Origin of the sequence: Risungbinella massiliensis (assembly GCF_000942395.1) — a bacterium.
Taxonomy (GTDB): domain Bacteria; phylum Bacillota; class Bacilli; order Thermoactinomycetales; family Thermoactinomycetaceae; genus Risungbinella; species Risungbinella massiliensis.
This window is the reverse complement of the sequence record NZ_LN812102.1, coordinates 759,631-774,557: the sequence shown is the minus strand read 5'-3', so window position 1 is coordinate 774,557 and position 14,927 is coordinate 759,631. Positions and strand designations below refer to the sequence as shown.

Here is a 14,927-nt window from a genome sequence, read left to right as displayed (position 1 = left end):
TATAAGAACCGTGTATTGCTCTTTACGAAAGGAGAAAACCCATATGGTTTTTCGTTTACATGAACTGCGTGAACTAATTAAGTTAATTGATGAATCTTCTATTGATGAATTTGTTGTAAGTGATAAAGGGGCCAAAGTGGTCATTAAAAAATCAAGCGGTCAAACGTTGGCTACCACAGCTACCACACCAGCTGTAACCGCACCAGTCGAAAAGGCTGCTCCTGTTGCAGCACCAGTCGCTACACCGGCTGTAGTGGCACCAGTAGAGGAACCAACGAAAGCAGAACCAACTGAAGATTTAAGTCAGTATCATAAAATCGTCTCTCCGATTGTTGGTACATTTTATGCTAAATCTTCGCCTGATGCAGATCCTTTTGTCAAAGAAGGGGATCAAGTAAACAAAGATTCCGTCGTTTGTATCGTAGAAGCGATGAAACTGTTTAATGAGATTGAAGCAGAAGTAAGTGGAACGATTGTGAAAGTTCTCGTCGAAAACGGACAGTTGGTTGAGTATAACCAACCACTTTTCTTGGTGAAGACTAATTAGATAAAGGGAGTAAGCGGATGTTTCGAAAAGTATTAATTGCCAACCGTGGGGAGATCGCTGTACGAGTGATTCGTGCTTGTAAAGAGCTAGGAGTCCAGACGGTTGCAGTCTACTCAGAGGCGGATCGCGAAGCACTTCATGTGACCCTTGCGGATGAAGCATACTGCATCGGTCCAGCTCCTTCCCGCGATAGTTATCTACATATACCCAATCTTATCACGACTGCCAAACTGCTAGGAGTAGATGCCATTCACCCTGGCTATGGGTTTCTCTCAGAGAATGCTATGTTTGCTGAGCTTTGTGCTTCGGTAGGGATTCAGTTTATTGGTCCATCTCCAGAAGCGATTCAAAAAATGGGAGACAAGACAACTGCTCGTGATACGATGAAAGACGCAGGGGTTCCAGTTGTTCCTGGTACGGAAGGAATTATCGAGGATATAGATGAAGCAGAGAAGATCGCAACGGAGATTGGTTATCCGGTCATCGTAAAAGCAACAGCTGGAGGTGGCGGTAAAGGTATGAGAATCGTCCACAGTCGCGATGAATTGCGAAAAGCAGTTGCCCTTGCCCAAAAAGAGGCAGAGGCGAACTTTGGAAATGCTGGAGTGTATCTAGAGAAATTTCTTTTGGAACCTCGACACATTGAAGTGCAAGTATTAGCAGATAATCATGGAAATGTTATTCACTTAGGGGAGCGGGATTGCTCCATTCAACGTCGTTACCAAAAGTTGGTGGAGGAAGCTCCTTCTCCTGCACTGAATGCTGAATTGCGGGAAGAGATGGGACAAGCGGCAATCGCTGCTGCTCGTTCTGTTGATTACTCAGGTGTAGGAACGATTGAGTTTTTACTCGATAAAGAGGGTAACTTCTACTTTATGGAGATGAATACCCGAATTCAAGTAGAGCATCCTGTAACCGAGATGGTGACGGGAATTGATCTGGTAAAAGAACAGATTCGAGTAGCCGCAGGAGAAAAACTATCTGTTACTCAAGCAGATATACAATTTGATGGCTGGTCGATTGAATGTCGCGTCAACGCAGAGCGTCCAGACAAAAACTTTATGCCTTCTCCAGGACAGATCGAAAACTATCTACCACCAGGTGGAATGGGAGTACGAGTCGACAGTGCCTGTTATCCTGGGTATAAAATCCCACCTTACTATGATTCGATGGTTGCCAAATTGATTGTTTGGGGTAAAGACCGACAAGAAGCAATCGATCGAATGAAACGTGCTTTGAGTGAATTTGCGATTCAAGGTGTTCACACCACTATTCCATTTCATCAAAAACTTCTTCACCATCCAAAATTTGTGTCTGGAGATTTTCATATTCAGTTCTTGGAAACTCATAATATCAACGAGGTGAAGGTAGATGGAACCAGTGAAACAACCACATGAGATCGGTAAGATCGAGATTGCTCCAGAAGTGATTCAGATCGTTTCTAGCTTAGCTGCTATTCAAGTACCAGGTGTGGTAGGTCTGACGGGTGGCTTTGTTGGAGATATTTCACAATTGCTTGGAAGAAAAAACCTACGTCAGGGAGTACGTGTGGATCTTGGTAACGAGAATACCATTGAGATCTCTGCTATGGTAGAATATGGACATCGAATCCCAGATGTAGGTCGGGAGATCCAAGAAAATGTAAAATCTGCGGTAGAATCGATGACTGGAATTATGGTTCATCGCGTACAGGTACGCTTCGAGGGCGTTCGTCTACCACAGGCACCAAAAGAACAGAACGAAAAAGCCAACTCACGTATGAAATAGATTTTCCTCGATTGGTTGGTTGGAGGACAAAGCATGAGTCGAAGACTGGCACGTGAACTAGCAGTACAAGCTTTATATCAAAAAGAAGTCTATCCAGACTCAGAAGATATTTTGATCAAAGATCGTGAGAAAAAGTTGCCGGACACGGATCGAGCATTTTTCACTCGCATCTATTTGGGAGTGGAAAAACACCAATCCCAAATAGATGAGAATATCGCTCAGTTTCTCAAAAAGAGCTGGACGATCAATCGTCTCTCTGCAGTAGAGAGGGCTATCTTACGGATCGCTGTCTATGAGCTGCACCAAGAAGAAGAGATTCCCTCTGGTGTTATTCTCAATGAAGCAGTGGAGTTAGCAAAACGATTTAGTGGTGTTGAATCTGCTCGTTTTGTGAATGGACTACTTGGGAAACTGGCTCAAACGGAACAAGTAGAGATTTCAGAAGAACAGGATAGTGTGGATTAAAGCAAATGGAACCTAGCTCAAATGAGTTAGGTTCTTTTTCTGTAATCATATTTGTATATAGCGAGTTTTCATGGAGTTTTTGCATAGATATCGTAATGGTTGTAAATTTCGTTATATTTTATTAATATTGATAATTGTTCATATAAAAAATATATATAGGGGTTGGTCTGTTGAAAAAGAGGATTGCGGTGATCGGTGCTTTGGATACAAAAGGCAGCGACTATATATTTATCAAAAGTGAGATTGAACGTCGTGGTCATATAGCATACATAATTGATACAGGCATATTAGGCGAATCACCTATAACACCAGATGTATCCGCTGAAGAAGTAGCTCAGTCTAGTGGGATCACCCTTAGTGAACTTAGACAGCTACATGATAAAGGAAAAGCGATGGAGGCAATGACGAGAGGAGTTGCCATTGTTGTGAAAAGGCTCCATTTAGAAGGGAAAATAGATGCTGCATTTTCGATGGGCGGATCCAATGGTACGATTATAGGAACATCAGCGCTCCGTGCTTTGCCGCTAGGCGTTCCTAAATTAATGGTGAGTACAGTTGCCTCTGGAGATACTAAACCATATGTTGGGAACAGTGATGTCGTGATGTTCCCATCTATTTTAGATGTGTCAGGTGTCAACCGATTCAGTGCTCAAATATATGCAAATGCGGTTGGGGCTATTGTGGGTATGATCGAAACAGGCACTCCTGAGCTAGAACATAAACCTCTGATTACCGCTTCGATGTTTGGAAATACAACTACCTTAGTCAATCGCTGTAAAGATTTGATAGAGAAAAAAGGGTATGAGATGCTCATTTTCCATGCAGTGGGTACTGGCGGTCAGACAATGGATTCCCTTATTGAAAATCGTTTTGTAGATGGGGTTCTAGATTTGACAACCACAGAGCTCGCAGATGAGTTGGTTGGTGGTGTTCTTACTGCTGGACCTGATCGAATGAATGCAGCTGCCAAGTGGAGTGTTCCCCAAGTTATTGCACCTGGTTGTCTGGATATGGTGAATTTCTGGGGTATGGAAACAGTTCCAGAAAAATTTAGAGATCGACTACTTTATCCATGGAATCCCAATATTACGCTGATGCGAACCACTCCAGAAGAGAATGAGAAACTTGGAAAATTGCTAGCAACAAAGGCAAACCAAGCCAAAGGGGAAACAGCGATTTTCTTGCCATTAAAAGGGCTATCTGAGTTGGATTCTCCTGGTAATGAATTTTGGTGGCCTGAGGCGAATCAAGCATTATTTGATGCGATTAAAGATACGATTCGAGAAGATATCCCTGTCTATGAGTTAGATTGTAATATTAATGACGAAGAATTTGCAAAAGCAGCTACCGCTAAGTTGTTTGAAATACTAAAAAAAGAAAACGAGTTAACAAATGAGGGGGAAGCAGACAATGCCATTCATTCCACGAAATGAGGCTCTAAAAGCACTTCATCATAACATTGAAAAAGGTCTTCCTATCATTGGATGTGGTGCAGGAGCTGGGATTTCCGCTAAGTTTGCTGAACAAGGTGGAGCAGACCTTATTATCATCTATAATTCTGGTCGTTATCGAATGGCAGGTAGAGGATCACTGGCTGGACTCTTACCATATGGAGACGCTAACCAAATCGTGGTAGATATGGCTTCGGAAGTTCTCCCCATTGTGAAAAAAACCCCTGTTTTAGCGGGAGTATGTGGAACCGATCCATTCCGTCAGATCCCTCTGTTTTTAAAGCAATTAAAAGAAATGGGCTTTGATGGGGTACAGAATTTCCCAACCGTTGGGCTTTTTGATGGAAACTTTCGCCAAAACCTCGAAGAGACAGGGATGGGATATGATTTAGAAGTGGAGATGGTTCGAGAGGCTCATAAATTGGACATGCTCACCTGCCCGTACGTTTTTAATGAGGAAGAAGCGATAGCTATGACAGAAGCAGGTGCAGATGTATTAGTAGCCCATATGGGGTTAACTACGAAAGGATCGATTGGAGCACAGACAGCCCTGACTCTTGAAAAATCTGCAGAGCGAATTCAAGCGATCCATGATGTAGCGAAAAACATTAATCCGAATGTAATAGTGCTATGTCATGGAGGTCCAATAGCGGATCCTGGTGATGTAGAGCAAATTCTCGCTCTAACCAAAGGAGTTGCTGGGTTCTTTGGTGCGTCTAGTATCGAGAGATTGGCAACAGAAGTGGCAATTCAAGAACAAGTAGAAAAATTTAAATCTTTGGTGGCAACAAAAATCTGATAATCCCGATCCTATGTATTTTTCCGACACCTTACCAAAATAAAATTTGCGTGTAAATTGGTCAAAGCCTTTTGGCGTAATTCAGTGTTAAAAGGAGTAAAGATTATATGTGGAATCCCGTGGATACCCGTTTTTTTGCAAAGAAACTTCCAGTAGCCATTGCAGCCATCGACGACGGATCAGAAGCTAATTATATCCGTACTCTGCTTGAACAGCTCAATGTCGTTACGCTTTTGCACGCTATCGGTACACCAAATGATTTTCTGCAAGTCATCAGTCAAGAAGAAACTGCTCCTCCGTATTTGATCATCAGCGCTCATGGCGACGAAGGTGGCCTAATTTTTGGAGAATATATAGAGGAAATTGATGCATCCAGCTTGCAGGACGGGATTATGCGACCCTCTGTCATTGCAGAGACGATTTGCCTGCCCGGTACGGTGGTGATCAATACCGCTTGTTCAGCTGGTGTGAAAGAAGCGGGGGAAGCGTTTATGAATGGAGAGATTCAGGCGTACATTGCGGCCGACGAGGATATCACTGGAGAAACGACTTCCCTGTTTCTCATGCACTATTTCCATAGGGTGCTGAAGGGTGATTCAGTGGAAGAGGCGTGGGAACACGCTGCCTCCTATGATGAGGAAAGTCGCTTGTATCGTTTGTACTTGCGAGATGGCATATATAGAGTAGGAGAAGATGGGAAAAAGAGGATCATCAAAAGGTAGAAACACCAAATCCACACATATTGGACAAGCAGATTTCCCCATTTTTTAGTCAAATGTATTTTCAGCATCCAGTGGATCAAGGTAAAGGGAAGAAGAACCTGTTAGTATGGTTCTCTCTGCATTCAAAGAACTGTTGTCCATACATGCAAGCATCAGTCTCTTGAAGTGCGGAAGCACAAGATGAACAATAGCTTGTCATCCCCGAATTACCTGTATAAACGCAAAACGACTTGAGTTGCTACGTTTGTAGTCTCAAGTCGTTTTTTCTTTTATTGGATAAATGATATCAAAATTGATTGATACTCTTTCTATCCATAGGTAGAGAGAGCATCAATTCAGTACTTTTATTAGTAATTTTACACTAAGAAAATGAAATGAAGAAGATAATTTTACTCACCAGTATTTTTTAAAAATCGATTGCATAAAAATAAGTATACATCTATAATAATACAAAAACATCGAATGTCCTGATGAAGGAGTGCTCCAATTGAAAACAGCCATCATTGGTTCCACAGGCTATGGTGGGGTGGAATTGATTCGCTTACTTCAGCAACATCCTGAACTGGAATTGACTATGCTCATTTCTACTTCTCAAGCAGGAGTTTGTCTTCATCATGTATACCCGCATCTAGCACATTTAGCTTATGCCTACGAGGATTTCGATCTAGATCAAGTAACCCAGCAGGTTGATTTGCTTTTCTTTGCCACTCCTCCAGGGATCAGCAGTAAATGGACCCCTTTCTTAATTGAACAAGGAAAAATCGTCATCGACTTATCTGGTGACTTCCGCTTGAAACAACCAGATCTTTATAAAAAGTGGTATGGCATCCCTTCGGCACCAGAATCCTTGCTTCAAAAAGCAGTTTATGGACTAAGTGAATGGTATTCCAAGGATATACAAACAGCTTCGTTGATATCCAATCCGGGGTGTTATCCAACTGCCACATTACTTGCACTGCTTCCATTACTACAAGAAAACATATTAGATCCTTCTTCCATCATCATCGACGCAAAGTCAGGTGTGACAGGGGCTGGACGAAGTCTGAACCAGAAGATGCTCTATGGTGAAGTCAATGAGAACTTACGTCCTTATAAGGTAGATGGACATCAACATATACCAGAGATCGAACAATTTGCTTCTATTTTTGCTCAAAAAGAGATTACGGTTAGTTTTATTCCTCATCTCATACCTATGAATCGTGGGATTCTGGTATCTATTTACGGATCGTACATGCATAAATATACAAATAAACAACTCTACGAACTATATCAAGATGTTTATCGTTCGAGTCCATTTATTCGAATTCAACAAGAAGCGTGGCCAGAAACGAAAGCCGTTCAAGGGAGTAACTACTGCGATATTGGTTTTCATGTCGATGAGCGAACTGGACGAATTGTTGTCTTAGCTGCGATCGACAACCTGATGAAAGGAGCAGCTGGGCAAGCAGTCCAAAATGCCAATCTTCGTATTGGTTGTTTAGAGGAAACAGGGCTCCTATATTCTCCGCTATATCCGTGATGATAAAGCTTTTTATTGGAACTATACCACTCCGAGAATCTCGATCAGACTCACTCCGTTGCAGTGACAAAGTCGCTCTCTAGATCAAGATTCTCTCCGTTATTTTGATTTGAATAGCTTCTAATCTCTCTTTCTTCTTTCATTCTACATCTAAGGAGGATTTACGATGAGTACTGCTAGTTTGGTTGATTCATCCCTTTTTCAAATCTTAAACCAGCCAAAAATTACATCGCCCTTAGGATTTCGATCTGCTGGAATACATAGCGGGGTGAAGAGAAAAAGACCTGATCTTGGCGCTATTGTTTGCGAAGTACCAGCGAATAGCGCAGCAGTATATACAACCAATGCTTTTCAAGCAGCACCATTAAAAGTAACGCAAGAGAGTATAGGAGTAGAAGGGAAGCTACAAGCATTGGTGGTGAACAGTGGGAATGCCAATGCATGTACGGGAAATCGTGGATTACAAGACGCATATCAAATGAGACAAAAAATGGCAGAAAGTATCAATATTCCACCACACTTTGTGGGAGTAGCCTCTACTGGAGTAATTGGTCAGTTTTTGCCAATGGAGAAAATACTAAACGGGATGGACCAGCTTCATTCCTGCTTGGATGTAGAAGATGAAATATTCGCAAAAGCAATTTTGACTACAGATACTCGTATCAAACAAGTTGGTGTTCAAGTTGAGGTAGACGGAAAGCTCGTAACCATCACTGGGGTGGCGAAAGGATCTGGAATGATAAAACCAAATATGGCAACGATGCTGGGCTTTATTACGACAGATGCAGTGATTGAATCCGATCTACTACAATCTCTTTTATGGAAGACAACAGATGAGACATTCAACATGATCACCGTAGATGGAGATTGCAGTACCAACGATATGGTAGTAGTAATGGCTAGTGGATTAGTAGATCACTCCTCCCTTCATCCTAAACATCCGGATTGGCCTCACTTTCAAGCAGCCTTTCAATATGTTTGCCGGGAATTGTCCAAAGAGATTGCTAGAGACGGGGAAGGAGCTAACTGCTTAATCGAAGCCCATGTAAAAGGTGCAACAACTCAAGAGATGGCTCGTAACGTAGCAAAAGCAATCGTAGGTTCCAGTCTTGTAAAATCTGCTGTTTTTGGAGCCGATGCCAACTGGGGACGAATTATTTGTGCTGCTGGATACGGGGACTCACAGCTCAATCCTGATAAGGTAGATGTTTTTCTCGGACCAATTCAAGTAGTGGAAAATGGTTTACCAGTCCTATTTGATGAAGATAAAGCTGTCCAGCTATTAAAAAAAGCAAAAGTAGAGATCAAACTTCATCTGCATCAGGGAGAACACAAGGCAACTGCTTGGGGATGTGATCTTACTTATGACTACGTCAAAATCAATGCTAGCTATCGGACATAGGGAGTGAGTCTTTTGAAAGAGTTGGTTGTAATAAAAATAGGAGGAAGTGTTTTGCAAAACCTTCATCCTTCCTTTTTTACGCGATGTACCGAATTGATCAAACAGAATAAGTCTCTCGTTATTGTTCATGGAGGAGGCCCTTTTATCTCTCAACAGATGAAAAACATGGGTAAGTCCCCTCGATTTATTGATGGAAGGCGAATTACGGATCAAGAAACTCTAGATGTTGTTCAAATGGTATTGGCTGGTTCGGTAAACAAAAAACTTGTAAACCAGCTTCATTTAGCTGGGTTATCTACGATTGGATTGTCTGGAATAGACCTGCAAATTCTGCAAGTAAAACAAAGCGATCCTGAAATAGGTTATGTGGGGGAGATCGTGGATGTAAAGAAGGAAGCAATTGAACAGATGTTATCGCTAGGTTGGACTCCTGTGATTGCTTCGCTAGGAATCGATCATACTGGTCAAATATTCAATGTAAATGCGGATGAGGCGGCTTCTGCCATTGCCAAAGCGACCGGAGCCGAGGAACTGATTCTCGTAAGTGATGTGGATGGTATTTATATTCTGGAAGGTACAACAAAAAAAGTTCTTGCCGAAGCGACTCCGAGTTTAATCGAAGATTATATCAAAACAGGGCATATCTCTGGAGGAATGATTCCCAAAGTACGCTCTGGGATTCAATGTTTACAAGGTGGGATCAATAAGGTACAGATCATGAATGGATCCAATCCAACGGCTTTCCACCCAAATTCCGGAACATATTTAGTGAAAGAGAGGGTAGCCAAATGACTACTTTCCCTACTTATCAACGACATGATGTTTTGTTTGAATCAGGAAATGGTGCCATTTTAATAGACCAAGATGGCAAAGAATATCTTGACTTTGGTTCTGGTATTGGAGTGACCAATCTGGGACATAACCATCCTCGAGTTCAACAAGCAGTAATGAAACAAGTACAAAAACTTTGGCATACATCGAATCTTTTTTCCAACTCGCTACAAGAAGAGGTAGCTCAAAAATTAAATCACGTTAGTGGCATGGCGGCAGCTTTTTTTTGCAATAGTGGAGCCGAAGCGAATGAAGCAGCGATCAAATTAGCACGCAAATGGGCAAAAGAGAAAAAGTTGATTCAGGAACCACAGATCATTACGTTTCAAGGCTCATTTCATGGAAGAACGCTCGCTACTCTTACTGCGACAGGACAAGATAAAGTAAAGCTTGGTTTTGATCCCTTGCCTCATGGCTTTCGGATCTTACCTGCTAACGATATCGAGGCTGTGAAACAAGTAACAGGGAGTACCACCGCTGCTATTTTTCTTGAACTAGTACAAGGAGAAGGTGGAGTCATCCCTGTTGATCTGGAATTTGCTAGAGAACTTACTGCTTGGTGCAACGAAAAAAATATCTTGTTGATCATAGATGAAGTACAAACCGGAATCGGGCGTACAGGAGAATGGTTTGCCTATCAAAACTATGGTATTGAGCCAGATATCGTGACAGTTGCTAAAGGGTTAGGAAATGGATTTCCGGTGGGGGCAATGTTGGCAAAAGAACACTTGAAATCGGTTTTTGGTCCAGGCACTCATGGAACCACCTTTGGCGGAAACTATCTCGCGATGGCAGCAGCCAATGCTGTCTTAGATGAGTTCCAACAAACAAATCTTATATGGGAAGCGAAAGAAAAAGGGGAAAGACTTGCTCATCTGTTATCGACGAAACTAAAGGATATTCCCAATATTGCGGAAGTTCGTCACCTTGGATTGATGGTGGGGATTCAATGTAATATCCCAGTAGCTCCTATCATCAAGCAACTTCTAGAACAAGGATTAATAACGTTACCAGCTGGTGAGCGAGTACTGCGATTACTCCCGCCGTTGATCATCAAAGATCAGCAAATAACAGAAGCAGTATTGATTATAAAAAATGTACTGACACAGCAACATCAAAACCACATGAAATTGGAGGAGGCAGTTATATTATGAAAATGACAACACCTAATACTTATCAGCATTTACAAGGAAAAGACTTTTTGAACCTTACGGATCTTACACCTAGTGATTTATCGTTATTGTTAGAACTTGCGCACGATCTAAAAAAGAAACAGAAATCAGGCGAGCTGTACACACCTTTAAAAGGAAAAACATTGGCAATGATTTTTGATAAACCTTCGACGAGAACACGGATTTCATTTGAGGTAGGGATTATTCAATTAGGAGGAGCAGCGCTTCACTTGCAACGCGATGATTTACAACTTGGACGGGGAGAGTCGGTAGAAGATACCGCTCATGTGTTATCTCGTTATGTAGATGGGATTTTGATTCGAACCTTCCATCATGAGTTAGTAGAATCATTAGCTCAAGCTGCTACGATTCCTGTTATCAATGGTTTGACCGATCTTGTTCATCCTTGCCAAATTTTAGCGGACTTTCTAACCATACAAGAGAAAAAAGGAGACCTTGCTGGACTAAAATTGGCCTATCTCGGTGATGGAAACAACGTAGTACATTCGCTTATGCATGGTGCTGCGATGACCGGAATGGAGTTGACGATCTGTACACCACAAGGATATGAGCCTTTAGCTCAAATCTGGGAAGAGATTGGGGAATTAGCAGAGCAAACAGGGGCAGAGATACAACTCGTCCATGATCCTTACATAGCGGTACAAGGCGCAGATGTCCTCTACACCGATGTGTGGGCTAGCATGGGACAGGAAGAAGAAAAGCAAAAACGACAGAAAGACTTTGAAGGTTTTCAAGTTACTCCTACGCTGATGGCATTAGCCAAAGAAGATGCCATCTTTATGCACTGCTTACCAGCCTACCGTGGACTCGAAGTAGCAACCGAAGTAATCGATGGATCACAATCCGTCGTATTTCAACAAGCGGAAAATCGGCTCCATGCTCAAAAGGCGCTGCTTGTAGCGTTGTTAGGAAAATACAGGTGAAGAGGGTTTATAGGCAAAGAAGAATCGTGGAACTTCTTCAGAATTAAAACCTTATGTTTTACAGAAATATTAATGGAAAAATAGACAGATCTTGGATCAAACAGAAGAATCTGTATTCTTTTTACGCTTCAACTGTACTTTTTCCAGATTCCTTACATGTTCAGCAAGAAGTCGAAGTACTAGCAACTAATGGTTTGGAGACATTCGTTATTTCATAGACCCACTACTCAAACTTAGGTTTTAAGTCCTTTGGCAAGGAGCATTGAATTGGATGACTCCCACTGACTACTTCATTTGTGGGAGTCATCCGCCTTATTCTCTTTTTTCATCTCTTCTCGATTGTTTCCTTCCACTTCATCCATCTTCTCTGCTATCTCAAACACATCGAAGGTATCAGGAGCAAAACGGACATCTGTTAAAAATGTTCCTTTTTCATTGGTTTGGTTATCTTCCTGTGCCATTTTTCATCTCCTTATAATGGGACTGAGGTAAAGAAACGTAAATGATAAATTCCTATCGATTCTGCAAACTCTCCCAATAGTCTAGCCAACCAAAAGCTAAAAATACTAGTTTCTACAAGAGTCAAAGGTAAGTTAAAACGAAAATCTGGGTAGGAAGCGATGAAAGACTCATCAAAAAACACCAACCTTTTTCAAAACCAATTTGGAAAGGATGGTGTTTTTTGTTTTTGGGAATTTTGATTCGACCTTGGTTTAGTTTCCAAAGTTAGGTAAAACACTTGATAAATTAAAGATTTCCATTTAAGTTCATGTTAGAGTTTAATGCTTGCCAATCATTCTACACCTAGTTCAACCCAACTTTGTTCATACCCTCTAATCAACTTTCAGACCCAATGAATGCGCTTTCATTTCAAAAAATGTTCTATTCTATAGAAGAAGGAGGCAACAAGAGTGCTGGATCAGCGGGCATCTACCTTACTACATTTTCTTATTACCCATCGTACGATGACGATAAAGCGCTTGGAAAAAGAACTAAATTGTTCTAGACGCCAAATTACGTATGACTTACAGAAAATCAATGTTTGGCTCACAGACGAAGGGCTTCCCCCTATTCGGAATGAGCGCGCTCAAGGGCTTGTCGTCGATGCTAGTATTCAAGCATTTCTTTCAGAAAAACTTCCGAAGGTAGATGACCAAACATATACTGCGTCACCCGAGGAAAGAAGAGACCTTATCCTGATCAAGACATTTATGAGTCCAGAGTATTTGTCGGTAAACCATTTTACTTCGCTTTTGAAAGTGAGCCGAAATACGACTTTGACAACCATTAAACAGGCAGCTGAGCTCGCTGCATTGCGGAATGTCAAACTAGACTATTCCAGAACTCACGGATATCAGTTTATTGGTGACGAGTTGGAAATTCGTCGCTTCATGATGAGGTGTGTGTCAAAATTCATTCGATATCCTGAAGGCGTTCGACTTTTACAGAATGTATATGATGCTGATTACGGCAAGGACTCTTTTCAGACAAAATATGATCGTATTTACATGCTTTTAAAAAAAGCAGAACAATTGTTATCGGTCACATATATCGAAGAAAAGATGAAAGAAGTTGCTTCCTTTTTAGTCTTCCTTACTTCTAGGATACGTAACGATCAAAAAGTAGAGTATCCTTTTGATATGAAAGAAGTGATTTATAAGTGGGAAGAGTTTCAGAGTGTCTCGTGTCTCGTGTCAACTCTAGGTATTACACCAGACTCAGATGAACATCTTTATGTAGCCATGACACTTCTCGGTCTGCAAGTGAAGGATGGAGAGCTGCCGCTACATGAGCCTGTGAACCATAATACGCTTTTTGCATTAACAAAAGCGATCATTCAGGAATTTGAGATACTTGCCTGTGTCTCCATTCCTCAGAAAGAGAAATTGGCCAACTCGTTATACCTTCATATCAAACCGGCATATTATCGATTGCTTTTCCATATTCCGCTTGTGAATCCTTTGCTTGCTCAGATCCAAGAGGAATATGCAGACTTATTTGTTCTCGTGAAGCGATCTCTCAAACTACTTGAAGAATATGTAAAACGCCCAATGTCAGATGAAGAAGCTGGTTATATTACATTGCATTTCGGATCATTTGTCGATCCAACGGACATACAGCTTTCTCGCAAAAATGCCGTGATCGTCTGTCCAAATGGTATTGGTGCTTCCAATATGCTCAAGTATCAAATAGAGAAGCTTATTCCGGAAGTAGATATATCGGCAGTGCTCTCTCTAAGTGAGTATGACTTTGAGAAAGAAGATGAATATGACCTATTGTTTTCGACCGTTTCCTTTCAAACATCTAAGCCGTTAATCATCGTCAATCCTATTTTAACTGCACTTGATAAAGCCCGAATTCTTCAGGAGGTCGACTTCCATTTACTAAAGAAAACGGATACAAAACAACCAAGTGTTAATCAAATTATGGAGATTGTGAAGCTTTTTACCACCATACATGACGAAAGGGGATTATATGAGACCCTAACGGATTTGCTAACAGGTAGCACCGTTGCTCATTTTAGGAGGTACAAACCAGTGATTCGAGATTTGTTAAAGATCGAAATGATTCAAATAAAAGATAGAGTGGAGAATTGGCAGGAAGCTGTTCGTTTTGCGGCTGCCCCAATGCTGGATATTCAAGCAATTAACCCTGAATATATTGAGGCGATGATTGAAAATATTGAAAATCTTGGTCCTTATGTGGTCATTGCGCCTCATGTTGCGATCCCGCATGCTCGTCCTGAACAGGGTGTCAAAAAATTAAGCATGAGTTTGTTAAAACTGAATGAGCCTGTTTCCTTTACTTCTGGTGGAGTAAGCAAGGATGCTCAGTTAATTTTTGTACTAGCAGCTGTAGACAATGAGTCACATCTAAAGGCTTTAAGTCAACTTACGGAGCTTTTGGAGGAAGAAGAAAACATTGATGAGATGTTAAACATAACAAAGCCAGAGGGCTTTCTACCATTGATTCAAACCTATAGTGAACGATAGAAGGAGATGACATGACATGATTTCGATCGTAACGGTATGCGGGAATGGCATTGGCAGTAGCCTCATGCTGAAAATGAAGATTGAGGAAATTTGCAACGAACTTGGTATTGCTGCACAGATTGAGACTTCGGACTTTAACGGTGCAAAAGGGAAAGAGTGTGACTTAATCGTTACCGTGGAAGAACTTGCACAACAATTTGATCAGACTACTCAACGTGTAGGTGTTGTTCGCAGTTACATCAATAAGAAGAAAATCAAAGCGGACATAGCAGAGTTATTACAAGAGGTTTCCAACGATAAAAAATAAATGGGTCT

The 14,927-nt window shown here is 41.4% G+C and carries 15 protein-coding genes; 14 read left to right on the top strand and 1 reads right to left on the bottom strand.

Translation table 11 applies throughout. From position 1 onward, the window contains the following. Positions 1 to 43 precede the first annotated feature (43 nt). From accB to argF, 12 genes are all read left to right on the top strand, one after another. On the top strand, positions 44 to 547 hold the full coding sequence (accB, locus tag VJ09_RS04345; RefSeq protein ID WP_044640405.1) for an acetyl-CoA carboxylase biotin carboxyl carrier protein: 504 nt from the start codon (positions 44 to 46) through the stop codon (positions 545 to 547). A 17-nt stretch (positions 548 to 564) separates the two neighbouring features. Beyond that, a complete protein-coding gene (gene accC / locus VJ09_RS04340) occupies positions 565 to 1,944 on the top strand; it encodes an acetyl-CoA carboxylase biotin carboxylase subunit (RefSeq protein ID WP_044640404.1) in 1,380 nt (459 codons plus the stop codon). Continuing rightward, a complete protein-coding gene (locus tag VJ09_RS04335; protein WP_044640403.1) occupies positions 1,919 to 2,314 on the top strand; it encodes an Asp23/Gls24 family envelope stress response protein in 396 nt (131 codons plus the stop codon). Before accC ends, VJ09_RS04335 begins: the two co-directional genes overlap by 26 nt. A gap of 33 nt (positions 2,315 to 2,347) precedes the next feature. Then, positions 2,348 to 2,779, top strand: a complete 432-nt coding sequence (gene nusB, locus VJ09_RS04330) for a transcription antitermination factor NusB (RefSeq protein ID WP_044640402.1) — start codon at positions 2,348 to 2,350, stop codon at positions 2,777 to 2,779. A gap of 170 nt (positions 2,780 to 2,949) precedes the next feature. Further along, positions 2,950 to 4,212, top strand: coding sequence for a Tm-1-like ATP-binding domain-containing protein (locus VJ09_RS04325; protein ID WP_044640401.1), 1,263 nt, complete (start codon positions 2,950 to 2,952; stop codon positions 4,210 to 4,212). Next, positions 4,190 to 5,029 (top strand): phosphoenolpyruvate hydrolase family protein, encoded by an 840-nt coding sequence (locus VJ09_RS04320; protein ID WP_044640400.1) that lies wholly within the window; start codon positions 4,190 to 4,192, stop codon positions 5,027 to 5,029. The genes VJ09_RS04325 and VJ09_RS04320 overlap by 23 nt, the downstream gene beginning before the upstream one ends. Before the next feature lie 107 nt (positions 5,030 to 5,136). Then, positions 5,137 to 5,751, top strand: a complete 615-nt coding sequence (locus VJ09_RS04315) for a hypothetical protein (RefSeq protein ID WP_052807213.1) — start codon at positions 5,137 to 5,139, stop codon at positions 5,749 to 5,751. A gap of 478 nt (positions 5,752 to 6,229) precedes the next feature. After that, positions 6,230 to 7,270, top strand: coding sequence for an N-acetyl-gamma-glutamyl-phosphate reductase (argC, locus tag VJ09_RS04310; protein WP_044640399.1), 1,041 nt, complete (start codon positions 6,230 to 6,232; stop codon positions 7,268 to 7,270). 166 nt (positions 7,271 to 7,436) lie between these two features. Next, the gene (gene argJ / locus VJ09_RS04305) at positions 7,437 to 8,672 is read left to right on the top strand and encodes a bifunctional glutamate N-acetyltransferase/amino-acid acetyltransferase ArgJ (protein WP_044640398.1); all 1,236 of its coding nucleotides are present in this window, start codon (positions 7,437 to 7,439) and stop codon (positions 8,670 to 8,672) included. 3 nt (positions 8,673 to 8,675) lie between these two features. Further along, a complete protein-coding gene (argB, locus tag VJ09_RS04300) occupies positions 8,676 to 9,464 on the top strand; it encodes an acetylglutamate kinase (RefSeq protein WP_082050400.1) in 789 nt (262 codons plus the stop codon). Continuing rightward, complete coding sequence (locus tag VJ09_RS04295) at positions 9,461 to 10,657, top strand: acetylornithine transaminase (protein ID WP_044640396.1); 1,197 nt, start codon at positions 9,461 to 9,463, stop codon at positions 10,655 to 10,657. The genes argB and VJ09_RS04295 overlap by 4 nt, the downstream gene beginning before the upstream one ends. A 2-nt stretch (positions 10,658 to 10,659) precedes the next feature. Beyond that, positions 10,660 to 11,619: an ornithine carbamoyltransferase gene (argF, locus tag VJ09_RS04290; protein ID WP_407689985.1), complete on the top strand. Its 960-nt coding sequence runs from the start codon at positions 10,660 to 10,662 to the stop codon at positions 11,617 to 11,619. A 290-nt stretch (positions 11,620 to 11,909) separates the two neighbouring features. Here the strand turns inward: argF and VJ09_RS18330 are convergent, their stop codons facing one another. Beyond that, positions 11,910 to 12,080, bottom strand: a complete 171-nt coding sequence (locus tag VJ09_RS18330) for a hypothetical protein (protein WP_154662340.1) — start codon at positions 12,078 to 12,080, stop codon at positions 11,910 to 11,912. Between the two features lie 450 nt (positions 12,081 to 12,530). On the opposite strand from VJ09_RS18330, the gene VJ09_RS04285 reads away from it, so the two are divergent. Then, on the top strand, positions 12,531 to 14,612 hold the full coding sequence (locus tag VJ09_RS04285; protein WP_044640394.1) for a BglG family transcription antiterminator: 2,082 nt from the start codon (positions 12,531 to 12,533) through the stop codon (positions 14,610 to 14,612). A gap of 16 nt (positions 14,613 to 14,628) precedes the next feature. Next, positions 14,629 to 14,919, top strand: a complete 291-nt coding sequence (locus VJ09_RS04280; RefSeq protein ID WP_044640393.1) for a PTS sugar transporter subunit IIB — start codon at positions 14,629 to 14,631, stop codon at positions 14,917 to 14,919. The last annotated feature ends 8 nt before the right edge of the window (positions 14,920 to 14,927 follow it).

What these genes read in the sequence shown, in the direction of transcription:
- argF (WP_407689985.1), top strand. Translation starts at nt 10,660, where the DNA reads ATGACAACACCTAATACTTATCAGCATTTACAAGGAAAAGACTTTTTG.
- accC (WP_044640404.1), top strand. Translation starts at nt 565, where the DNA reads ATGTTTCGAAAAGTATTAATTGCCAACCGTGGGGAGATCGCTGTACGA.
- nusB (WP_044640402.1), top strand. Translation starts at nt 2,348, where the DNA reads ATGAGTCGAAGACTGGCACGTGAACTAGCAGTACAAGCTTTATATCAA.
- VJ09_RS04295 (WP_044640396.1), top strand. Translation starts at nt 9,461, where the DNA reads ATGACTACTTTCCCTACTTATCAACGACATGATGTTTTGTTTGAATCA.
- VJ09_RS04315 (WP_052807213.1), top strand. Translation starts at nt 5,137, where the DNA reads ATGTGGAATCCCGTGGATACCCGTTTTTTTGCAAAGAAACTTCCAGTA.
- VJ09_RS04320 (WP_044640400.1), top strand. Translation starts at nt 4,190, where the DNA reads ATGCCATTCATTCCACGAAATGAGGCTCTAAAAGCACTTCATCATAAC.
- VJ09_RS04280 (WP_044640393.1), top strand. Translation starts at nt 14,629, where the DNA reads ATGATTTCGATCGTAACGGTATGCGGGAATGGCATTGGCAGTAGCCTC.
- argJ (WP_044640398.1), top strand. Translation starts at nt 7,437, where the DNA reads ATGAGTACTGCTAGTTTGGTTGATTCATCCCTTTTTCAAATCTTAAAC.
- VJ09_RS18330 (WP_154662340.1), bottom strand. Translation starts at nt 12,080, where the DNA reads ATGGCACAGGAAGATAACCAAACCAATGAAAAAGGAACATTTTTAACA.
- VJ09_RS04335 (WP_044640403.1), top strand. Translation starts at nt 1,919, where the DNA reads ATGGAACCAGTGAAACAACCACATGAGATCGGTAAGATCGAGATTGCT.
- accB (WP_044640405.1), top strand. Translation starts at nt 44, where the DNA reads ATGGTTTTTCGTTTACATGAACTGCGTGAACTAATTAAGTTAATTGAT.